Consider the following 20,500-nt stretch of genomic DNA (forward strand, 5'->3'; position numbering starts at 1 on the left):
GCGGGTGACACCGACTATCTCACCAGCTTCCCACGCCGGCCGTTGAGCCGCCGGACTTTCCGGGCGACGCGGGCCACGAGCAGGTGTGCCACGACGCGCCGGGCACGGGTGGCTCGGCGCGCCGCGACCGGACCCATTAGCGTCGGGACGTGACCCACGCTGCTCCTGTCTCCCCGGTCGACCGTGCCAGCCTGCGACGACGGGTCGATCAGGCCCTCTCCGACTTCCTCGCCGGCCGCCGAGCCTGGATGGCCGATGTCGACGAGGCCCTGGTGCCGGTCGCCGAGGCGATCGAGGCGTTCGTGCTCGGTGGCGGGAAGCGGCTGCGGCCGGCCTTCGCCTACTGGGGCTACCGGGGTGCCGGCGGGGTGGACACCGACCCGGTGGTGACCGCCCTGGCCGCGCTGGAGTTCGTCCAGGCCAGCGCGCTCATCCACGACGACCTGATGGACCGCTCGGACACCCGCCGGGGCGAGCCGGCGATACACCGCCGGTTCGCCGCCCGGCACCGGATGGCCGGTTGGGGCGGCGACCCGGACGGCTTCGGTGACGCGGCGGCGATCCTGCTGGGCGACCTGTGCCTGGTCTGGTCCGACGAACTGCTGCACTCGGCCGGGCTCGATCCCCGCACGGTGGCCCGCGCCCGGCCGGACTTCGACGAGATGCGCACCGAGGTCACCGTCGGGCAGTACCTCGACGTGCTGACCCAGGTCACCGGGGACACCTCGGTGGAGCGGGCCGGCAAGGTCGCCCGGTACAAGTCGGCGAAGTACACCGTCGAGCGACCGCTGCTGGTCGGCGCGGCACTCGCCGACGCGCCCGCCGACGTCCGCATCGCCTACTCGGCGTACGGCCTGCCGCTGGGTGAGGCGTTCCAGTTGCGCGACGACGTGCTGGGGGTCTTCGGCGACCCGGCGCAGACGGGCAAGCCGGCCGGCGACGACCTGCGGGAGGGTAAGCGGACCTACCTGGTGGCGGCGGCGATGGAGACGACCGACGAGGCCGGCCGGGCGCTGCTCCGCGCCGGTCTGGGCGACCCGGAGCTGGACCCGGCCGGGGTGGACCGGCTACGGGCAGTGATCAGCACCAGCGGCGCGCTGGCCCGCACCGAGCAGCTGATCGTCACGCTCACCGACACCGCGCTCGCCGCGTTGACCACGGTCGACCTGGACACCGAGGCCCGCCAGGCCCTGGTCGACCTGGCCATCGCGGCCACCCGCCGCGCCGACTGACCTCAGCAGGCCGACTGACCTCGATAGGCCGCCGGCTGGCATCGGCAGACCGCCGACTGACCTCGGTGGGTCAGAAGCCGAGGGCCTGGGCGCGGCGCTTGACCTCGCGGGCCTGGTCGCTGGCGAGGGCGGCAGCGGGGGTACGGCCGGGCAGGCTGTCGTCCGGCTCGTAGAGCCAGCGCAGCGCCGCCTCGTCGTCGTAGCCGGCGTCGGTCAGCAGGGTGAGCACGCCGGGCAGGTGCTTGCCCACGGTCCGGTTGGCCACCAGGTCGGCTGGGACTCGGCGGACGCCGTCGCGACGCACCGCGATCAGCTCCCGGTCCCGGATCATCTGGTGCACCTTGCTGATCGTCACGTCGAGCCGCTCGGCGACATCCGGCAGGGTCAACCAGTCGGTGGGGCCGGGCGTAGCGCTCTCGGTGGGCAGGGAGTCGGTCACCCGACCACCCTGCCACGCCACCCCTCCCCCGGGTCAACAGCCTCCCGACGGCCGCGCTGAGCAGGGCGGATCGAGCGCGTCGTGGACAGGGTGGACCCGCGCGAACCAACTCGGCGGTAGCATCCTGTGCAACCTTCATCCCTTCCGACACATAGACTCCCTGCCGATGGACACACAGGTCGCCGACACGTTGCCAGGCTCGCTGATCGACGGGCGCTACCGCATCCGCGGTCGCGTGGCCCGTGGTGGCATGGCGACCGTGTACACCGCCACCGACGAGCGGCTCGAACGCACCGTGGCGATCAAGATCATTCACACCACGCAGGGCACGCCTGGTCGGACCGGGCCGACCGGTTTCGTCGACCGGTTCACCGACGAGGCCAAGACGATCGCCCGGCTCACCCACCCCAACGTGGTGGCGGTCTACGACCAGGGCAACCACGCCGGCATGCCGTACCTGGTCATGGAGTACGTACGCGGGCGCACGCTGCGCGAGGTGCTTACTGAACGACGCCGACTCAACCCGGACGAGGCGCTCGCGATCACCGAGCAGATGCTCGCCGCGATCGCCGCCGCCCACCGGGCCGGACTGGTGCACCGCGACGTCAAGCCGGAGAACGTGCTCGTCGCCGAGGCACCCAGCGGCGGCCCGGCCAACCTCGTCGACGGTGTGGTCAAGGTCACCGACTTCGGGCTGGCCCGGGCCGTCGAGGCGAGCACCGACCACGACAGCGGCAACCAGCTGATGGCCACGGTGGCGTACGTCGCCCCCGAACTGGTCACCGAGGGGCGCGCCGACGCCCGTACCGACGTCTATGCGGCGGGCATCGTGCTGTTCGAGATGCTCACCGGCCGGGTGCCGTACGACGGCGACCGGCCGATCGACATCGCCTGGCAGCACGTCGACCGGGACGTCCCCGCGCCGTCGATGCTGGTGCCCGGCCTGCCCCGGGTGCTCGACGAGCTGGTCGCCCGGGCCACCCGGCGGGATCCGGCGGGCCGCCCCGCCGACGCCGGCACCCTGCTGGCCGAGGTGCAGACGGCCCGGGAGAGCCTGGCCGGTTCGCACAGCCACACCACCATGCTGCCCGCCCTGCCCAGCGGGCCGGTCTCCGAACCGACAATGGTGGTGGCCGCGGTCCGCCCGCCCGAGCGGCCGTCCTGGGCCCGGTTGCCCGAGGGCGGCGCGCCCGCCCGGGGCCGACGCCGGGCAGCACCGGAGCGCGGCGGCGAGCCGGACCTCAGGTCCCGGCTGATGGCACTGCGGGCCCGGCTGATGGGCGAATCGGGAAGCAATCGCTTCGCCGTCGCCGCCGTCGTGGTGGTGCTCGGCCTGGTGGCCGCGCTCGGCGGCTGGTGGTACGGGGTGGGCCGCTACACCGCCGCGCCGGAGCTGGTGAGCATGACCAAGGCCCAGGCGGAGGCGGCGGCGCGGCAGGGCGGCTTCACCCTGCGCTACGCCGACCCACGCTATGACGAAGAGGTCCCGCGCGACGGCGTACTGGCCCAGGACCCGGCCTCCTCCGCCCAGATCGTCCGGGGCGGCACCATCACCCTGACCCTGTCGCTCGGCCCGGAGCGGTTCCCGATGCCCGATGTGGTGGGCAAGGAGTTCGACCTGGCCGAGGCGGATCTGGTCAGCGCCGAGCTGAAGGTCGTCAAGGGCAGCGCCCGCTACGACGACAGCCTGCCCGAGGGCGTGGTGGTGGCCACCAAACCGGAGGCGGGCAAGGAGGTCAAGCCGGGCCAGGAGATCACCGTCATCCTCAGCAAGGGACGGGCCCCGATCACCGTGCCGAACCTGGTCGGCAAGAACCTCAACGAGGCCCGCGACCGGCTCGCACAACTCGGCCTGGTGCTGGTCGAGCCGACCTACAAGCAGTCCGACAAGCCCCGCGACGAGGTGCTCGGGCAGAGCCCGGCCGACGGCAGCGGAGTGGAAAAGGGTGCCCAGGTCCGGCTGGAGGTCAGCGAGGGACCGCCCCTGGTGACCGTGCCCCGGGTCATCGACCTGCCGTGCCAGCAGGCCAAGCAGGCGTTGGAGAGTCAGGGCTTCCAGGTGACGGTGCAGTTCAACCCGAACGCGGTCGCCCGGTTCCAGAACCCGCCCGAGAACGCCCAGGTCGCCCCGGGCAGCCAGGTCACCGTCGGGTGCTTCTGATGCCCGGCACCGATCCCGGTCACCGGCCGGTCGGCTCGCACACGCCCACCTCGGGCGGGCTGGCGAAGGCGGCGCTGCCGTACCTCGACGCGGCCGGCTCCGAGGTGGCCCAGGTCTACGTCGGCAACTCCCGGGGGTGGGCGACGCCGGCCGGGAACCCGGCCCAGGACGCGCTGTTCCGCCAGGGCTGCGCCGAGCGGGGCGTGCCGGTCTACATTCACGCGTCGCTGCTGGTCAACCTGGGCTCCCCGACCGCCGCGACGGTCGAGCACTCGGTGCGTACGCTCGAGCACGCCCTGCGCCGCGGCGCCGAGATCGGCGCCCGCGGGGTGGTCTTCCACGCCGGCAGCGCGGTGGACGCCGGGCACGCCGAGGCGGCGATGCGGCAGGTACGCGAGTCCCTGCTGCCGCTGCTGGACTCGGCCGCCGCCACCGGTGGGCCGATGCTGCTGGTCGAGCCGAGCGCGGGTGGTGGCCGGTCGCTGGCCTGCCGGGTGGAGCAGTTGGGGCCGTACCTCGACGCGGTGGATCGGCACCCCTGGCTCGGCGTCTGCTTCGACACCTGCCACGCCTGGGCGGCCGGGCACGACCTGGCCGCCGAGGGCGGCATGACCGAGACGCTGGACACCCTGGTGGCCACCGTCGGTGCGGACCGGCTACGGCTGGTGCACGCCAACGACTCGAAGGACCTGTGCGGCTCCACCCGCGACCGGCACGAGAACATCGGCAAGGGCACCATCGGTGAGCCGGCCTTCGCCGAGCTGATGCGCCATCCCGCCACCGCCGGCGTACCGATCCTGGTGGAGACCCCCACCGAGCGCCACGAGGGCCACGCCGCCGACATCACCACCCTCCGCCGCCTAACCACCAACCCCTAACCCGCCCCCGCGCCCCCCGCGCTGCCGCGCTGCCGCGCCCCCGCGCTGCCGCGATCTTGCACTTGTCGTCGCCGCACATGCCGCATACCGGGCATATCGGCGACCGAAAGTGCAAGATCGCGCGGAGAAAAGGGTGGGGTCAGGTGCGGAGGAGGTTGGTGAGGGTGGTGGCGGCGTGGTTGATGGCCGCGTCGGTGACGTCGAGGTGGGTGACCAGCCGGGCGGTACGGGGACCGAGCACCGAGATGAGCACTCCCTCGGCGCGGGCGGCGGCGGCCAGGGCGGGCGCGTCCATCGGCGCCTTGGTCAGGTCCAGCGGGACCAGGTTGGTGCGGACCGGGGCGGCCAGCAGCCCGGAGGGGGCGATCGCCTCAGCCAGCCGGGCCGCCTTCGCGTGGTCCTCGGCGAGCCGGTCGACGTGGTGGGCCAGGGCGTACCGCCCGGCGGCGGCCAGGATGCCGGCCTGACGCATCCCGCCGCCCAGCCGCTTGCGGATCAACCGGGCCCGCTCCATCTGGTCGGCGGCACCGACGACAAGCGAGCCGACCGGGGCGCCGAGCCCCTTGGAGAGGCAGACCGAGAGGGTGTCGAAGAGCGCGCCGTAGTCGGCCAGCGGCACCCCGTCGGCGACGTGGGCGTGCCAGATGCGGGCCCCGTCGCAGTGCAGCGCCACCTGCGCGGCGTCCGCGACCCGGCGCAGCTCGCGCAGCGTGTCGAGGGCGATCACCCCGCCCCCACCCCGGTTGTGGGTCTGCTCCACCGCGATCGCCCGGGTGGGCACCGCCCAGTAGCCGTCGGGCCGGATCATGCCGGCGACCACGTCGGGGTCGACGTCCGCGCCGACCGAAGGCCAGGTCCGCGAGGTGACCCCGCCGTAGGCGGCGGCGGCCCCCATCTCGTACGTGACCACGTGGGCGTCGGCGTCACAGAGCAGTTCCGCACCGGGCGGCACCAGCAGTTGCAGGGCGATCTGGTTGGCCATCGACCCGGTCGGGCAGAACAGCGCCGCCTCGTGCCCGAAGAGCGCGGCGACCTCGCGCTCCAGGGCGTTGACCGTCGGGTCCTCGCCATAGACGTCGTCGCCGACCTCGGCGGTGGCCATCGCCTCCCGCATCCCGGCGGTGGGCCGGGTCAGCGTGTCCGAACGCAGGTCCGCGATCACCTCAGCCACAGTCGTCCCTTCAGCCACCGGCTCGCGGCGCGCAGGCTCACTCCGCGGGTCAGCCACGGAGCATCTCCGCCACCAGGAAGGCCAGCTCCAGCGACTGCTGGGTGTTCAGTCGCGGGTCGCAGGCGGTCTCGTACCGGTCCGGCAGGTCCAGGTCGGCGATGCCCTGGGCGCCGCCCAGGCACTCGGTGACGTCCTCACCGGTCAGCTCGACGTGCAGCCCACCCGGGTGGGTCTCCAGGCCCCGGTGCACCTCGAAGTAGCCCAGCACCTCGTCGACGATCCGGTCGAAGTGGCGGGTCTTGTAGCCGTTGGACGACTCGTGGGTGTTGCCGTGCATCGGGTCGCACTGCCACACCACCTTCGCCCCGGCGGCGGTCACCTTGGCCACGATCGGCGGCAACGCGTCGCGTACCTTGTGGTTGCCCATCCGGCTGATCAACGTGAGCCGGCCGGGGATGTTCTCCGGGTTCAGCTTCTCGCACAGCTCGATCGCCTCGTCCGGGGTGGTGGTCGGGCCGAGCTTGACCCCGATCGGGTTGGCGATGCGGGAGATGAAGTCGATGTGCGCCCCGTCGATCTGCCGGGTCCGCTCGCCGATCCAGAGGAAGTGCCCGGAGAGCCCGTACGCCCGGTTGCCGGAGACCCGGGTCAGCGCCCGGTCGTACTCCAGCGCCAGGGCCTCGTGGGAGCAGTAGAGGGTGACCGTACGCAGGGCTTCGTCGTCGGTCATCCCGCAGGCCCGGATGAAGGCGAGGGCCCGGTCGATCTCCCGGGCGATCGCCTCGTACCGCTCGCCGGCCGGCGAGTTGCGCACGAAACCCTTGTTCCAGTCGTGCACCGCGTGCAGGTCGGCCAACCCACCGGCGAGGTAGGCGCGGAGCATGTTCATCGCGGCGGCCGAGTTCGCGTACGCCCGGATCATGCGCTGCGGGTCGGCGACCCGCGCCTCCGGCGTGGCCTCCAGCGAGTTGATCATGTCGCCGCGGTAGGCCGGCAGGCCCCGGGCGTCGGTCGGCAGCGACCGGGGCTTGGTGTACTGCCCGGCGACCCGGGCCACCTTGACCACCGGCAGCGACGCGCCGTAGGTGAGCACGATCGCCATCTGCAACAGCGTGCGGGCGTTTGCCAGCAGGTGGCTCTCGGTGTTGTCGGCGAAGGTCTCCGCGCAGTCGCCGCCCTGGAGCAGGAAGGCCTTACCCTCGCAGACCAGCGCGAGGCGCTGGCGCAACTGGTCGACCTCGTAGGGGGCCACCACCGACGGGACCGTGTCGAGCACCTTGCAGACCTCGGCGACCTGGGCCTGGTCCGCCCAGGGCGGGGTCTGGGCACGGGGCAGTTCCCGCCAGCGGTCCAGACCGAGGGCCGCGTCCTCGGCGGAGTCGACGGTCGGACGGCTGGTTTGCAGCACCGGGCTGCCCACCGCCGGATGACTCAGCTGATGCCACTCATGGCGCATGACAGAAAGCGTACGGCGACCGACGCGGTGACCGACCGCCGAGGGGCCGGGTTCCGGCAGATGGACGGCGACGGGATCGGGTGGCGGGGACGCGGGTCAGGGCGTCGGGGCGGGCTCGGGGCTGTTCCCACCGGGCCGCTCGTCCGAGATGCACCAGTCGAGCCCGTCCCGGGTGACCGTGAACAACAACGGCCGGTCCGCCTTGCGCTTTCCCACGGCGACCGTGACCGAGACGCTCACCTCCTGCCCGGACGGCCCGGAGCGGATGTCCAGGATCTCCGCGGCCGGCACCTCGAAGTGATCCGCGAAGTCGCCGTTCGGCCCGGTGGCCGCTCCGTCGAACGACTCGTGCAGCGCGGCGCAGAGCTGGCTGCGCCCGGCCGCGACGTCCTTGGCCGCCATCGCGTCCAGGTACGCCTGCACCCGCTCCCGGGACTTCGTCAGGGCCTCCTCGGCCGCCGCCCGCCCCGGCTGCTCCGCCTCGTTCGCACCACCGCCGACGAGGCCGCAGCCGGAAAGCGCGAGCGACACGGTGGTGAGCAGGACGGCAGTGGCCGCCGAGCGCCCGTACCTGACCCGCATCGCCACCTCCGCCGACGGACATCGAGACCCATCCGAGCGGACGAGTCTGTCACACCCCGCCCGGGTGCAAGGAAGGGCCCCTTCTTATCGCCTTCTGCATAGGAAGGGGCCCCGGTTAACACTTCGCTTCCCCCGGCAACCCGGCCGAACGGGGAGGGGCCGGTGCGGGCCCCTCCCCGTCGGGTGGGTGATGCGTCGGCCGTCGGCTCAGCCGAGACCGCCCTTGATGGCGCCGATCAGCTCGCCGTTGCTGGTGTCACCGGAGAGCTCCCAGAAGAACGCGCCACCGAGGCCCTGATTCTTCGCGTACGTCATCTTGCCGCCGATGGTCGACGGGGTGTCGTAGCTCCACCAGTTGCTGCCGCACTTCGCGTACGCCGTGCCGCCGATGGTGCCGGTCGCCGGGCAGGTGTTCTTGAGCACCTTGTAGTCCTCGATGCCCTGCTCGTAGGTGCCGGGCGCCGGCCCGGTCGCGGTGCCGCCCGGCGTGGACTGGGTCACCCCGGTCCAGCCCCGGCCGTAGAAGCCGACGCCGAGCAGCAGCTTGTTGGCCGGGATGCCCTTGCTCTTGAGCTTCTGGATGGCCGCGTCCGACCAGAAGCCCTGCTGCGGGATGCCGGTGTACGAGTAGAGCGGCGAGTGCGGGGCGGTGGGGCCCTGCGCGTTGAAGGCGCCGAAGTAGTCGTACGTCATCGGCATGATCCAGTTGAGGTGGGTCGCGGCACCGGCGTAGTCGGTGGCGTCGATCTTGCCGCCGTTGCTGCCGTCCGCGGTGATCGCGGCGGTGACCAGGTTGCCCGAGCCGAACCGACTACGCAGCGCGCCGGCCACGTTCTTGAACGCGTTCGGGCCGCTGGCGTCGCAGGTCAGGCCGCAGGCGTTCGGGTACTCCCAGTCGATGTCAATGCCGTCGAAGACGTCCGCCCAGCGCGGGTCCTCGACCAGGTTGTAGCAGCTCTCCGCGAAGGCGGTGGGGTTCTGCGCGGCCTGGGTGAAGCCACCGGACCAGGTCCAACCGCCGAAGGACCAGATCACCTTGAGGTGCGGGTACATCTTCTTGAGCTTGCGCAGCTGGTTGAAGCTGCCGCGCAGCGGCTGGTCCCAGGTGTCGGCGACGCCGTCGACGCTCTCCGCCGCGGTGTACGCCTTCTCGTAGTCGGCGTAGCTGTCACCGATGGTGCACCGGCCGCCCGTGGTGTTGCCGAAGGCGTACAGGATGTGGGTCAGCTTGGCGGCGGAGCCGCTGGTGTGGATGTTCTTGACGTGGTAGTTGCGGGCGTAGACACCCCACTGGGCGAAGTAGCCGACCACCTTCTGCCCACCCGCCGGTGGCGTGGTCGGGGGCGGCGTGGTCGGGGGCGGCGTCGTCGGCGGTGCCGTGGTCGGCGGGGTGGTGGTGGGCGGCGTGGTGGTCGGCGGCGGCGTGCCACCGCCGCAGGCCGCACCGTTGACTGTGCAGTTCAGCGGCGCCCGGTACGCACCGGTGCCGTTGTAGCCCCAACTGAAGGAGGCGCCCGGGGCCAGCGCACCGGCCCAGCTCTTCTTGACCGCCACGTAGCGGTTGCCGTCGCGGGTGACGTCGGCGTCCCAGGAGCTGCTGATGCTGGTGCCCGAGGGCAGCTCGAACTCGATGCGCCAGGTGCTGACGCTGGCGTTCGAACCGTTGGTGACGGTGACCCTCGTCTCGTGACCGGTCCCCCAGTCCGACACCCGGCTGAACGAGGTGGTCACGCTTCCGGCGCCGAACGCCGAGGTCATCGGCACCGTGGCGACGGTCACCGCGACCACGGCGCCGACCCAGAGGGCCCGGCGGAGCGATCTCTTCATGTGGCGTCTCCAAACAGTTAGGAAACTTTCCAAAATGATGAGGAGACGCTACTCACACGACACCACTTCGTCAAGATGCGCATGTATCGATCCGCTGACCGGCCACCACCGACCACGCGCGACCGCTTGGCCGGCCCCCGTGCGCCGGATCCGGTGCACGGCGCGCCTCCGCCGGCCGCGTCGAGGCCCCGGCCCGCCGCGCCGACAGGCGACAGGCGAGCGCGATCCGGGCACGGAGCGGCAGGCACCGGCGCGGCAGCGCGCGGCCCGGCAACAGATTTGTAGGTCCTATGTAGGTATCACATAGGTTCCATGTAGGTACTGTGTACGTTCCATAAAATCCGCCGCCGTCGATCGATAAGACAGCACCCTCCGGCCATCCGGATATGCGGTCGAATTCGCCGCGCAATCGGGCACAAATGTTGACCAAAATCACCCACAGCAAGGGTTTCCGTGGTCACGACCTCGCGCTACGGCGCGGTCTTCGCCTTGCCGGCCGGGGGTGAGCGTCAGGTAGGGTCGCTCAGTTCCCGCCCACTAGGGCTACTCCCGGCAAGCGCGACGGCATGACTGATTTCGATGGGCCCCGGCCCCTTGTGCGTTGTCTGGAATGGTCGTCACACCGGATGTCCGTTGGATGGAGACCGTGTCCGTACTCAGAGTGAAATCCCTATACAAAATCTACGGGAACCGCGCCGAAAGAGCGGTCGAACTTCTCAGCGACGGTGCCCACCGGGACGAGAAGCTGGCCGGGCTGCCGGTGACGGCGGCGGTCATCGACGCGAACTTCGAGGTCCGGCGTGGCGAGATCTTCGTGGTCATGGGGCTGTCCGGTTCGGGCAAGTCCACCCTGATCCGGATGCTCAACGGCCTGCTGACCCCGACGCACGGCACGGTGGAGGTCGACGGGGTCGACATCACCAGACTCAAGCCCGCCGCGCTGCGGAAGCTGCGCCGCGAGAAGATCAGCATGGTCTTCCAGCACTTCGCGCTGCTACCGCACCGCTCGGTGCTGGACAACGCCGGCTACGCGCTTGAGGTGGCGGGGCTGCCCAAGGCCGAGCGTCGGGAGCGGGCCCTGGAGGCACTGCGGATGGTCGGCCTGGACACCTGGGCGGACAAGCTGCCGCAGGAACTCTCCGGTGGCATGCGCCAGCGGGTCGGCCTGGCCCGCGCGCTCGCCGCCGGCACCGACATCATGCTCATGGACGAGGCGTTCTCCGCGCTCGATCCGCTCATCCGCCGCGAGGTCCAGGACCAACTGCTCGAACTACAGGCCCAACTCGGCAAGACGATCGTCTTCATCACCCACGACCTGAATGAGGCGATGCGCCTCGGCGACCGCATCGCGGTCATGCGGGACGGTCGGATCGTCCAGGTCGGCACCGCCGAGGAGATCCTCACCGATCCGTCCAACGATTACGTGGCGCAGTTCGTCGCCGACGTGGACCGGACCAGAATCCTCACCGCCTCGTCGGTGATGGAGCGGCCGCTCGGCGTGGTCGACGTGGACGCCGGTCCCCGGGTGGCCGCCCGGGTGCTGCGCGAGACCCAGACCACGGCGGTCTACGTCACCGGGCGGGACAAGCGGTACCTGGGCACCGTGACCGCCGACGCCGTCACACGGGCGGTCCGGGAAGGCCGGAAGAATCTGCAGGAAATCGTTTCGACCGAGTACGTCCGTACGGTCGACGACACGACGCCGGTGGCCGACATCTTCGCGCCCTGTGCGGAGAGCCCGGCGCCGGTCGCCGTGGTTGACGACGCCGGGCGGCTGGCCGGCGTGATTCCGCGGGTCACCCTGCTTAGTGCTCTGGGCAGCCTCAGCACCGACACCGCCGAGACCACCACCACGTCCGAGCCCGCCGACGCGGCCGGCACGGCATCGACCGCCGACCCGAGCCGGGCCGGTGAGGCCGCCGACACGACGCCGGCCGGAAGCGGCACCGCCGCAGCGGAGGCACCGGTCCAGGTGGTCGCCGAGCCCTCGGTCCGCCTGACGGGAGGATCCGCATGAGCAGCGCCGACAGTATCGACGACATGCTGCCGTACGTCCGGATCGGCGACGCGTTCCAGGCTGGCGTCGACTGGTCGCGGGAGCACCTCTCCGCCCTCTTCGACGGCATCGCCGCCACCGTCGAGTCGCTGGTCGAGCCGCTGGTGGGCCTGCTGACCGCGCCCCCGGCGATCGTCATGGTGCTGATCTTCGCCGCCCTCGGCTGGTGGCTGCGGGGCTGGAAGTTCGGCCTGGGCACCGCGCTCGGACTCGGCATGGTGGCCGGGATGCCGATCTGGAACCAGACCATGAGCACCCTGGCGCTGGTCCTGGTGGCCAGCGGACTCGCCCTGCTGCTCGCCATACCCGTGGGCATCTTCATCTCGGAGAGCCGCCGTGCCTCGGCAGTCGTCCGGCCGGTGCTGGACCTGATGCAGACGATGCCCGCGTTCGTCTACCTGATCCCGGCCATCTTCTTCTTCGGCGTCGGCGTCGTGCCCGGCGCGCTGGCCACCGTGGTGTTCAGCATGCCGCCCGGGGTACGCCTGACCGAGTTGGGCCTGCGCCAGGTCGACCGGGAGGTCGTCGAGGCCGGCGAGGCATTCGGCGCTTCGCCGTGGGAGATCCTGCTGCGTACCAAGCTGCCCCTGGCCCTGCCCACCATCATGACCGGCGTCAACCAGGTCATCATGCTGGCGCTGTCGATGGTGGTCATCGCCGGGATGGTCGGTGCCGGCGGTCTCGGTGAGGTGATCACGACGGCACTCTTCCGGGCCCAGGTCGGCGCGGGCTTCGAGGGCGGCGTCGCAGTGGTGATCCTGGCGGTGGTGCTCGACCGGCTCACCGACTCGATCGGCGCACGGACCGCGTCGGCGAAGGCCCAACGAGCCATGCAGAAAGCCTGATCCACAGTCCGGACCCCATGCGGGGAAAGTCACCGACGCCGGCGCCTGCCTCGCTACCGCGAGTTCCGCCGGTCACAGTAACGAGGGAAAGGAAGCTCCTCATGTGGAGTAGTAGAAAGACGCTGCGCCGGGTCGCGCTGGCGGCCACCGCCGCCCTGGCGCTGACCGGAGTCGCTGCCTGCGGCGACTCCGACGACTCCACCGGCGGTTCCGCCGGTGACAGCAAAAAGATCAGCATCGGCTACATGGCCTGGGACGAGGCCATCGCCGCCTCGTACCTCTGGAAGAATCTGCTGGAGGAGAAGGGCTACGACGTCGAACTCAAGAACGTCGAGGCGGGGGTCGTCTACCAGGGCCTGTCGACGGGTGACATCGACCTCTTCCTGGACAGTTGGCTGCCGCAGACCCACGCCGACTACATGGAGCGGTACGGCGACGACCTGGAGAAGATCGGCGTCTGGTACGACAACGCCAGCCTGAGCATCGCCGTGCCGGAGTACGTCAGCGACGTCAACTCGCTGGAGGACCTGGCCGCGAAGGCGGACACCTTCAACGGCGAGATCATCGGCATCGAGGCCGGCGCCGGCCTGACCGCCGCCACCCAGGACAAGGTCATCCCGGAGTACGGCCTGACCGGCAAGCTGAAGCTCACCACCTCGTCCACCCCGGCCATGCTGGCCGCGCTGGACGGCGCGATCAAGGACCAGAAGCCGATCGTGGTGACCCTCTGGCACCCGCACTGGGCCTACGCGAAGTACCCGCTGAAGGACCTGGCGGACCCGAAGGGCACGCTCGGACAGGTCGAGGAGATCCACACTCTGGCCCGCAAGGGCTTCAGCGCGGACTTCCCTGAGGCCACCGAGATGCTGAAGAAGTTCAAGATGGACGACGAGCAGCTCGGCTCGCTCGAGGACCTGATGTTCAACGTGCACACCGACGATGAGGAGAAGGCCGTCGAGGAGTGGCTCAAGGCCAACCCGGACTTCGCCTCGTCGCTGGGTGCCACGTCCTGACCTGCCCCTGAGCGGTCAGCCGCCGGTGGCGGGGCGCCAAGGCCCCGCCACCGACCCGGCGCCGGGCGGGTAGCCTCGCGCCATGTCCGTCTTCGACACCCAGATCAACTCGCTCACCGGCGGCCCGGCTGATCTCCCGCAATACCGGGGGCGCGCCCTGCTGGTGGTTAACGTCGCCTCCCGCTGCGGCCTCACCCCGCAGTACGCCGGCCTGCAGGCCCTGCAGGACGAGTACGCCGACCGGGGCCTGGTGGTCCTCGGCGTTCCGTGCAACCAGTTCGCCGGCCAGGAGCCCGGTGGCGCTGCGGAGATCAGCGAGTTCTGCCAGGCCAACTACGGGGTCACCTTTCCGATGACGGAAAAGGTCGAGGTGAACGGTCCCGACCGTCATCCGCTCTACGCGGCCCTGGTGGACACCCCGGACGCCGACGGGCACACCGGTGACGTCCGATGGAACTTCGAGAAGTTCCTGGTCGCGCCGGACGGCACCGTGGCCGCCCGCTTCGCCCCGACGGTCACCCCCGACGACCCCGCGCTGCGCACCGCCGTCGAGAAGACCGTCCCCACTCCCTGATCAGGGATCGCCCGCCAGGCCGCCGGCGTCGAGCCGGGCGGCGTCCTCATCATGCCCACTCGGGGCAGCGGGCGCGGGTAGGTTCGGACGTGCGGAGTCGACGTACGGCGGAAGGAGCGAGCGTGTCGGTCGTGGGATTGATCGGAAGCGGGCACATCGGAGGCACCGTGGCGCGACTCGCGGTGGCCGCCGGGTACGAGGTGGTGCTGAGCAACTCGCGCGGCCCGGACACCCTGACCGACCTGGTCGCCGAGTTGGGACCGGCGGCGAGTGCGGGCACCGTCGAGGCGGCGGCCCGCGCCGGCGACCTGGTGGTGGTCACCGTCCCGCTCAAGGCGTACCGGGCGGTGCCGCCGCAGCCGCTGGCCGGCAAGGTGGTGATCGACACCAACAACTACTACCCGCAGCGCGACGGCCAGTTCCCCGAGCTGGACGAGGGCAGCGTCACCAGCAGCGAACTGCTGCAACGGCACCTGCCCGGCGCCAGGGTGGTGAAGGCGTTCAACAACATCTTCTTCAAGCACCTGCGCACCCTGGCCCGGCCCACCGGCGCGGCGGACCGCAGCGCGCTGCCGATCGCCGGCGACGACGCCGAGGCCAAGGCGGTCGTCACCGCCTTCCTCGACCGGATCGGCTACGACGCGGTGGACGTCGGCGCCCTCGCCGACAGCTGGCGGTTCCAGCCGGACACCCCGGCCTACGGCAGCATCTACTCCGCCGACCCGGCCAACTGGGAACGGGAGTCCCCCGGCGACGCCGACAAGCTGCGTGCCGCGCTGGCCGAGGCCGAACGGGGCTGACCAGCGGCTAGGCTTCCTGCGCCGCGCCGGCTCGGCGGGCCCGCCACTCGGGTGCGAGCAGCGACCAGACCTCGAGGTCGCGTCGCCCGTCCGGGCCCGGAGAAACCTCACGCAGTACGCCGTCGCGGCGCATGCCGAGCCGACGGGCCACCGCGATGCTGCGTGCGTTGCCGGCGAGTACCCGCCACTCGACCCGGTGCAGCCCGCGCTCCTCGATCGCCCAGTCGATGAGCCGGCCGACCGCCCGGGTCACCAGCCCGCGCCCCTCGGCGGCCGGCTCCAACCAGCAGCCCGCCTCGCATACTCCCGTGTCGACGTCGAGTGACACCAGCAGCACCCCGCCGACAAGCGTGCCGTCGGACCAGATGCCCCAGATCCCGCCGTCGTCGCGGGCCCACCGGTCGGCGTAGCGCTGCAACACGTGCCGCGCCCGCTCCAGGTCGGTGGCGACGAAGGCCGGCGACACCCAGGGGGTCATGCTCTCCCGCGCCCGATCCAGGTTGGCCAGGAACTCCTCGGCATGCCACGGATTGAGCGGACGCAGTTGCGCATCGTCGGCCAGCGGTACGGCGAACATCAGTGGTCCCCTCCTCGAGCGATCCGGCCCAGGTCAGACGGGGCGGCGGCCGGCGAAGCCGCAGTCGGCGCGGTGGTACCAGCGCACGTCGGTGTCCCCCTCCAACCAGCACCAGAGGACCTGCCGGCCGTCGCGCTCGCCGGGGAAGTCGAGCAGCACCGGGGCCACGCCCTTGACCTCGATGCCGTGCTGCCGCAGCTCGTCGAGGATCGCGTGCAGGCGGGCTTCCAGCCCCTTGACCTCGGGCCGGCCGCCGAGCGCGCTGAGGCCGTGGGCGGCCAGGTCGGTCTGTAGCTCGGTCAGGTCGGCCCGGACCCGGATCAGCTCGTCGATGCGGGGGTGCAGGGTGGCCACCAGGTGCCGGGCCTGGGCGAGAGTGAACACCGCGCCAGTATGGCACCGGGCCGGACTCACTCCGCCTGGGCGGCCAATTCCCGGGCGCGGTCACGGGCGGCTTCGAGGGCGGCCAGCAGCGCCGCGCGTACGCCGTGGTTCTCCAGCTCGCGGATGGCGGAGATGGTGGTGCCGGCGGGCGAGGTGACCGCCTCGCGCAGCTTCACCGGATGCTCGCCGGAGTCGCGCAGCATCACCGCCGAGCCGATCGCGGTCTGCACGATCAGGTCGTGCGCCACCTGGCGGGGCAGGCCGAGCAGGATGCCCGCGTCGGTCATCGCCTCGACCAGGAGGTAGAAGTAGGCCGGGCCGGAGCCGGAGAGCGCGGTCACCGCGTCCTGCTGGCTCTCCGGCACCCGGATCGTCGCGCCCAGCGGCTTGAACAGCTCCTCGGCGAGCGCCAGGTGCTCGCCGGTGGCGTGCGCCCCGGCGGAGATGGCGGTCATCGCCTGGTCCACCAGGGCGGGCGTGTTGGTCATCACCCGCACCACCGGGGTGCCCTCGGGCAGCCGGCGGCCGAAGAAGGCGCTCGGCAGGCCGGCACAGAGCGAGATCACCAGCTTGTCAGCGGGCACCTTGGGGCCGACCTCGTCCAGCAGCACCGCCGCGTCCTGCGGCTTGACCGCGACGGCCAGCACCTCGGCCTCGTCGACCGCAGCGAGATTGTCCACCACCCGTACGCCGTACCGGGCGGCCAGCTCCTCGGCCCGCGCCGGCCGGCGGGCGGTGGCCCGCAGCCGGTCCACCGGCCAGCCCGAGCGGAGCAGCCCGGAGAGCATCAGCTCACCGATCTTGCCCGCACCGATCACCGCGACCGTGTGTCTGCCGCCCACCATGCCGCCGACTCCTCTACTCGTTCCCGTCCCACCGCGCTACCCGCCCGGGTCGCCGCCGGAGATCGTCGGAACTCCGGCGGCGGCGACGATCCCCGGACCGGCAGGACCGGGCGGGTGGCGCGGAGGCAGTGGCTCAGCTGCCGAAGAAGACCTCGGCCTCGGCGTAGCGCTCCAGCGGGACGGTCTTCAGCTCGCGGGTGGCCTCGGCGAGCGGGACGCGGACGATGTCCGTGCTCTGCATCGCGACCATCTTGCCCCAGTCGCCCTCGTGCGCAGCGTCGATCGCCTGGAGGCCGAGCCGGGTGGCGAGCACCCGGTCGAAGGCGGTCGGGGTGCCACCGCGCTGGATGTGCCCGAGCACGACCGTGCGGGCCTCCTTGCCGGTCTTGGCCTCCAGCTGCTCAGCCAGCCACTGGCCGATGCCACCGAGGCGGACGTGGCCGAAGGCGTCCAGCTCCTGGTTCTGCAGCACCATCTGGCCCTCCAGCGGCTGGGCCCCCTCGGCGACCACGACGATCGGGGCGTACTGGTGCTGGAAGCGCTTCTCGACGTAGCCGGCGACCTGCTCGACGTCGAACTGCCGCTCCGGCAGCAGGATCACGTTCGCGCCGCCGGCAAGGCCGGCGTGCAGCGCGATCCAGCCGGCGTGCCGGCCCATCACCTCGACCACCAGGGTGCGGTGGTGGCTCTCGGCGGTGGTGTGCAGCCGGTCGATCGCCTCCATGGCGATGTTGACCGCGGTGTCGAAGCCGAAGGTGTAGTCGGTGGCGCCCAGGTCGTTGTCGATGGTCTTCGGCACGCCGATGACGTTGACGCCCAGCTCGTGCAGCTTGGTGGCGACGCCGAGGGTGTCCTCACCACCGATCGCGATGAGGGCGTCGACGCCCTGCGCGGCCAGGTTCTCCTTGATCCGCTCGACGCCGTTCTCGATCTTGAAGGGGTTGGTCCGGGAGGAGCCGAGGATCGTGCCGCCGCGCGGCAGGATGCCGCGGACCTCCGCGATTCCCAGCGGGCGGGAGAGTCCTTCCAGCGGCCCCTTCCAGCCGTCCCGGAACCCCACGAACTCATGGCCGTAGCTGGCGACGCCCTTGCGGACCACCGCCCGGATGACCGCGTTGAGACCCGGGCAGTCGCCGCCGCCGGTGAGCACGCCGATACGCATGATTCGCTCATCCTCCTGGGGAGCATCTGGTCAAGCCCGATCAAGCCCCAGGATATGTGTCAGGTCAGACCATCGGCGCCGTTGCCGGCCCGGGGCGGGCCGTCACTGCGAACTGTAGTCGCCACCGGCGCGTGTCCGACACCGTGCCCCGCTACCCGCCAGTAGCCGAGCGCGCCGGCCGCCGCTGTTAACAGGGGGCCCTTCCTATACCGCAGGCGTTAACAGGGGGCCCTTCCTTTCACTCTCGCCAGGCCCAGAAGCGGGCGTCGGTGACGTGTACGGCGATCAGGGTCAGACCGGTCGCGACCGGTCCGTCGGGGAACCAGGGGGCCAGTTCCGGCTGCCAGAGCCGCTCGGCCCGCTCCCGCTGGTAGCTGTCCCGCGCGGTGCCGGTGAGCGACGCCCAGCACCGCTGCGCCGGCACCCCGAAGCTGATCTCGACCTCCGGGTTGACCCGCAGCTGCCGGACCGTGGACGAGCCCGCGTGCGCGAGGAACCACAGCTCGCCGTCGTACTCCGTCTCCTGGAGGAGCATCGGCCGGCCGGCGAGTCGGCCGTCGAGCGCGATGGTGGTGAGCGTGCAGACCCGGGCAGCCCGGATCAGCTCGGTGACCCGGTGCCGGCCCGCCGCGACGGTCATCGCCTCGTCATCCATACCGACGGCACTCCCTCGCATCACCCCGTCTGGCCGAACCCGATGCCCTGGGTGGGACGAGCCAAACCTACGAACCGGTCATCGCTCGCCAGCGGGCCAGGTTGTGCCGGGCGTCGACAAGCGCGTCGTGCCGGGCCGAGGCGGCGTTGGGCAGCCGCGGTCGGCCCCGGTCGTCCCAGAGCTGCCGCAGCTCCTTGGTGAACCGGGGTATCTCCCGGGGCAGGGTGGGCATCGAGCCCCAGAGTTGCGCCAGCGCCACGTGGTCGTACGCCGCGTACCAGGCCCACAGCTCGAGTTCCTCGCCGGGGCGTTCCCGGATCGGCTCGACCAGGAAGTCGTACAGCTCGTCGCGGATGCGTTCCCGGGACCGCCAGGCGCGGTCGGCCGGCGAGGGCAGCTTGTCCAGCACGTTGCGGCGCACCCAGGGCACCGCCCGGGACGCGTCGAACTCGGTGGAGACCGCGTAGAACTCGCGGCCGTACTCGTCGACGACGCCGATCGACACCAGTTCGACGGTCCGGCCGTCCTCGATGAACTCACAGTCGTAGAAGTAGCGGTAGGCCATCCCTGCCATCCTCGCCCACGCCCGGGACGCCGGCACGCGCGGGGCGGATGTTCCGGGAGCGCTCTCCCCGCTCTCGCCGGGCAGCATCCGCAGCTGAAGCGGTCACGGAAGTGATTTGAGGGGTGTACAGCACGCGACCGGAGCGTCATGATCTGATGTGTACCGCTGCCGGACGCCGCACGGGTGTCAGATCACCTCGTCAGGGGCCGCCAGGCTCACCCGGTGCGCGAGTTGGGTCCTTGACCGGGGAGGGGTGGGGCCGTGGAGATGCGCCTGCCGGAGCCGGGCGACGCGCTCACGGGTGTCGAGATGTTCGCCGGGCTGGAGCCCGAGGTCCGCCAGCGGGTGATCGCCGCAGCGGTGCCCCGGACGTACCGCAAGGGTCAGTTGCTCTTCGTGGAGAACGACCCGGGCGAATCGCTTATCGTGCTGCGCCGCGGCGCGGTGGCCGTGTTCCGCACCGCGCCGACCGGCGAGCGGGCGGTGCTGTCGGTGATCCGCCCGCCCGACGTGCTCGGCGAGGTCTCCCTGCTGGACGCCTCCACCCGCTCCGCGTCGGCCGAGGCGATCGAGGACTGCACCGCCCTCGCCCTGTCCCGCGGGGCCTTCATGGAGCTGGTCCACTCGAACCCGCGCATCCTCGACGCGGTGATGCGCTCGCTCGGTGGGCTCATCCGCCGGCTGACCGAGCAGAACGCCGACCACGTCTTCCTCGACCTGCCCGGCCGGGTGGCCAAGACGCTGGTCCGGCTCGCCGGCGAGAGTCAGGCCCCGATGATCACCATCGAGCTGAACCAGAGCCAGCTCGCCGAGATGGCCGGTGGTTCCCGGCAGAGCGTCAACCAGGCGATCGGATCGTTCGCCAACCGGGGTTGGCTGCGTACCGAGGGCCGCCGGATCGTGGTCACCGACGTGCCGGCGCTGCGTCGTCGCGCCGGCATGAACGACCGCTGAGCAGCAACGTGGGGCCGGGGCGCTCGCGCCCCGGCCCCACGTCATGCGCCCCGGCTCAGGGCTGGACGCTGCCCGGCCCGACCCACTCGGCGCTGCCCGGCCCGACCCACTCGCTGCCGTCCTTGGCGCCGCCGCCGTTGTCGGAGCCCGCGTGCTCGCTGACGATGCCCTCGGCCTGGAGCGCGGCGAGGGTCGCGGCGTCGACGTCGACGGAGTCACCAGCCAGGTGGGTGACCCCGTTGCCGTCGGTCCACTCCTTCTGGAGCATGACGTAGACCATAAAACTGTCCCCCTGATCAGCAATTCGACGATCGGCTGCCTGAA

The 20,500-nt window shown here is 71.4% G+C and carries 21 protein-coding genes; 9 read left to right on the forward strand and 12 right to left on the reverse strand.

Translation table 11 applies throughout. The annotated features are described in order from the left end of the window. Window positions 1-149: 149 nt before the first annotated feature. The gene (locus tag AC507J_RS03145) at window positions 150-1,232 is read left to right on the forward strand and encodes a polyprenyl synthetase family protein (protein WP_496287517.1); all 1,083 of its coding nucleotides are present in this window, start codon (window positions 150-152) and stop codon (window positions 1,230-1,232) included. Window positions 1,233-1,302: 70 nt separating this feature from the next. On the opposite strand, the gene AC507J_RS03150 is transcribed toward AC507J_RS03145, so the two are convergent. Further along, window positions 1,303-1,671, reverse strand: a complete 369-nt coding sequence (locus tag AC507J_RS03150; protein WP_496287518.1) for an Rv2175c family DNA-binding protein — start codon at window positions 1,669-1,671, stop codon at window positions 1,303-1,305. A 166-nt stretch (window positions 1,672-1,837) separates the two neighbouring features. On the opposite strand from AC507J_RS03150, the gene pknB reads away from it, so the two are divergent. Beyond that, window positions 1,838-3,832, forward strand: coding sequence for a Stk1 family PASTA domain-containing Ser/Thr kinase (pknB, locus tag AC507J_RS03155; protein ID WP_496287519.1), 1,995 nt, complete (start codon window positions 1,838-1,840; stop codon window positions 3,830-3,832). Next, window positions 3,832-4,710 carry a deoxyribonuclease IV gene (locus tag AC507J_RS03160; protein ID WP_496287520.1) on the forward strand — a complete coding sequence of 293 codons (879 nt, stop codon included), beginning with the start codon at window positions 3,832-3,834 and terminating at the stop codon, window positions 4,708-4,710. The genes pknB and AC507J_RS03160 overlap by 1 nt, the downstream gene beginning before the upstream one ends. Window positions 4,711-4,849: 139 nt before the next feature. Here the strand turns inward: AC507J_RS03160 and AC507J_RS03165 are convergent, their stop codons facing one another. From AC507J_RS03165 to AC507J_RS03180, 4 genes are all read right to left on the reverse strand, one after another. Next, window positions 4,850-5,881, reverse strand: coding sequence for a threonine aldolase family protein (locus AC507J_RS03165; protein WP_496287521.1), 1,032 nt, complete (start codon window positions 5,879-5,881; stop codon window positions 4,850-4,852). A gap of 49 nt (window positions 5,882-5,930) precedes the next feature. Beyond that, a complete protein-coding gene (locus tag AC507J_RS03170) occupies window positions 5,931-7,337 on the reverse strand; it encodes a class II 3-deoxy-7-phosphoheptulonate synthase (protein ID WP_496287522.1) in 1,407 nt (468 codons plus the stop codon). 96 nt (window positions 7,338-7,433) lie between these two features. Further along, complete coding sequence (locus tag AC507J_RS03175) at window positions 7,434-7,919, reverse strand: hypothetical protein (RefSeq protein ID WP_496287523.1); 486 nt, start codon at window positions 7,917-7,919, stop codon at window positions 7,434-7,436. 207 nt (window positions 7,920-8,126) lie between these two features. Further along, window positions 8,127-9,746 carry a glycosyl hydrolase family 18 protein gene (locus AC507J_RS03180; RefSeq protein ID WP_496287524.1) on the reverse strand — a complete coding sequence of 540 codons (1,620 nt, stop codon included), beginning with the start codon at window positions 9,744-9,746 and terminating at the stop codon, window positions 8,127-8,129. A 637-nt stretch (window positions 9,747-10,383) separates the two neighbouring features. On the opposite strand from AC507J_RS03180, the gene AC507J_RS03185 reads away from it, so the two are divergent. The 5 genes from AC507J_RS03185 to AC507J_RS03205 all read left to right on the forward strand — a co-directional run bounded on the left by AC507J_RS03185 (window position 10,384) and on the right by AC507J_RS03205 (window position 15,034). Beyond that, window positions 10,384-11,763, forward strand: a complete 1,380-nt coding sequence (locus tag AC507J_RS03185; protein ID WP_496287525.1) for a quaternary amine ABC transporter ATP-binding protein — start codon at window positions 10,384-10,386, stop codon at window positions 11,761-11,763. Further along, on the forward strand, window positions 11,760-12,647 hold the full coding sequence (locus AC507J_RS03190) for an ABC transporter permease (RefSeq protein WP_496287526.1): 888 nt from the start codon (window positions 11,760-11,762) through the stop codon (window positions 12,645-12,647). Before AC507J_RS03185 ends, AC507J_RS03190 begins: the two co-directional genes overlap by 4 nt. Before the next feature lie 101 nt (window positions 12,648-12,748). Further along, entirely contained in the window at window positions 12,749-13,660 is a 912-nt protein-coding gene (locus AC507J_RS03195) for a glycine betaine ABC transporter substrate-binding protein (RefSeq protein ID WP_496287527.1), read from the forward strand. A gap of 82 nt (window positions 13,661-13,742) precedes the next feature. After that, window positions 13,743-14,234: a glutathione peroxidase gene (locus tag AC507J_RS03200; RefSeq protein WP_496287528.1), complete on the forward strand. Its 492-nt coding sequence runs from the start codon at window positions 13,743-13,745 to the stop codon at window positions 14,232-14,234. After that, the gene (locus AC507J_RS03205) at window positions 14,234-15,034 is read left to right on the forward strand and encodes an NADPH-dependent F420 reductase (RefSeq protein WP_496287640.1); all 801 of its coding nucleotides are present in this window, start codon (window positions 14,234-14,236) and stop codon (window positions 15,032-15,034) included. Before AC507J_RS03200 ends, AC507J_RS03205 begins: the two co-directional genes overlap by 1 nt. Before the next feature lie 7 nt (window positions 15,035-15,041). Here the strand turns inward: AC507J_RS03205 and AC507J_RS03210 are convergent, their stop codons facing one another. The 6 genes from AC507J_RS03210 to AC507J_RS03235 form a co-directional block, all read right to left on the reverse strand. Beyond that, window positions 15,042-15,611, reverse strand: a complete 570-nt coding sequence (locus tag AC507J_RS03210) for a GNAT family N-acetyltransferase (RefSeq protein ID WP_496287529.1) — start codon at window positions 15,609-15,611, stop codon at window positions 15,042-15,044. A 33-nt stretch (window positions 15,612-15,644) separates the two neighbouring features. Next, the gene (locus AC507J_RS03215) at window positions 15,645-15,995 is read right to left on the reverse strand and encodes a DUF2203 domain-containing protein (protein ID WP_496287530.1); all 351 of its coding nucleotides are present in this window, start codon (window positions 15,993-15,995) and stop codon (window positions 15,645-15,647) included. A 26-nt stretch (window positions 15,996-16,021) separates the two neighbouring features. After that, on the reverse strand, window positions 16,022-16,840 hold the full coding sequence (proC, locus tag AC507J_RS03220) for a pyrroline-5-carboxylate reductase (protein WP_496287531.1): 819 nt from the start codon (window positions 16,838-16,840) through the stop codon (window positions 16,022-16,024). Between the two features lie 133 nt (window positions 16,841-16,973). Next, window positions 16,974-18,002 (reverse strand): 6-phosphofructokinase, encoded by a 1,029-nt coding sequence (locus AC507J_RS03225; protein WP_496287532.1) that lies wholly within the window; start codon window positions 18,000-18,002, stop codon window positions 16,974-16,976. 238 nt (window positions 18,003-18,240) lie between these two features. After that, complete coding sequence (locus tag AC507J_RS03230) at window positions 18,241-18,657, reverse strand: pyridoxamine 5'-phosphate oxidase family protein (protein WP_496287533.1); 417 nt, start codon at window positions 18,655-18,657, stop codon at window positions 18,241-18,243. A gap of 67 nt (window positions 18,658-18,724) precedes the next feature. Then, a complete protein-coding gene (locus tag AC507J_RS03235; RefSeq protein WP_496287534.1) occupies window positions 18,725-19,222 on the reverse strand; it encodes a polyadenylate-specific 3'-exoribonuclease AS in 498 nt (165 codons plus the stop codon). Between the two features lie 261 nt (window positions 19,223-19,483). On the opposite strand from AC507J_RS03235, the gene AC507J_RS03240 reads away from it, so the two are divergent. Next, window positions 19,484-20,176, forward strand: a complete 693-nt coding sequence (locus tag AC507J_RS03240; RefSeq protein WP_496287535.1) for a Crp/Fnr family transcriptional regulator — start codon at window positions 19,484-19,486, stop codon at window positions 20,174-20,176. A 55-nt stretch (window positions 20,177-20,231) separates the two neighbouring features. On the opposite strand, the gene AC507J_RS03245 is transcribed toward AC507J_RS03240, so the two are convergent. After that, window positions 20,232-20,444, reverse strand: coding sequence for a hypothetical protein (locus AC507J_RS03245; protein ID WP_496287536.1), 213 nt, complete (start codon window positions 20,442-20,444; stop codon window positions 20,232-20,234). Window positions 20,445-20,500 lie beyond the last annotated feature (56 nt).

Source organism: Micromonospora sp. PRAS1, assembly GCF_059553435.1.

Coding starts and splice junctions, on each gene's coding strand:
- AC507J_RS03210 (WP_496287529.1), bottom strand. CDS start 15,611: ATGTTCGCCGTACCGCTGGCCGACGATGCGCAACTGCGTCCGCTCAAT.
- AC507J_RS03235 (WP_496287534.1), bottom strand. CDS start 19,222: ATGGCCTACCGCTACTTCTACGACTGTGAGTTCATCGAGGACGGCCGG.
- AC507J_RS03180 (WP_496287524.1), bottom strand. CDS start 9,746: ATGAAGAGATCGCTCCGCCGGGCCCTCTGGGTCGGCGCCGTGGTCGCG.
- AC507J_RS03170 (WP_496287522.1), bottom strand. CDS start 7,337: ATGCGCCATGAGTGGCATCAGCTGAGTCATCCGGCGGTGGGCAGCCCG.
- AC507J_RS03175 (WP_496287523.1), bottom strand. CDS start 7,919: ATGCGGGTCAGGTACGGGCGCTCGGCGGCCACTGCCGTCCTGCTCACC.
- AC507J_RS03245 (WP_496287536.1), bottom strand. CDS start 20,444: ATGCTCCAGAAGGAGTGGACCGACGGCAACGGGGTCACCCACCTGGCT.
- AC507J_RS03190 (WP_496287526.1), top strand. CDS start 11,760: ATGAGCAGCGCCGACAGTATCGACGACATGCTGCCGTACGTCCGGATC.
- AC507J_RS03160 (WP_496287520.1), top strand. CDS start 3,832: ATGCCCGGCACCGATCCCGGTCACCGGCCGGTCGGCTCGCACACGCCC.
- AC507J_RS03225 (WP_496287532.1), bottom strand. CDS start 18,002: ATGCGTATCGGCGTGCTCACCGGCGGCGGCGACTGCCCGGGTCTCAAC.
- AC507J_RS03230 (WP_496287533.1), bottom strand. CDS start 18,657: ATGGATGACGAGGCGATGACCGTCGCGGCGGGCCGGCACCGGGTCACC.
- proC (WP_496287531.1), bottom strand. CDS start 16,840: ATGGTGGGCGGCAGACACACGGTCGCGGTGATCGGTGCGGGCAAGATC.
- AC507J_RS03185 (WP_496287525.1), top strand. CDS start 10,384: ATGGAGACCGTGTCCGTACTCAGAGTGAAATCCCTATACAAAATCTAC.
- pknB (WP_496287519.1), top strand. CDS start 1,838: ATGGACACACAGGTCGCCGACACGTTGCCAGGCTCGCTGATCGACGGG.
- AC507J_RS03200 (WP_496287528.1), top strand. CDS start 13,743: ATGTCCGTCTTCGACACCCAGATCAACTCGCTCACCGGCGGCCCGGCT.
- AC507J_RS03195 (WP_496287527.1), top strand. CDS start 12,749: ATGTGGAGTAGTAGAAAGACGCTGCGCCGGGTCGCGCTGGCGGCCACC.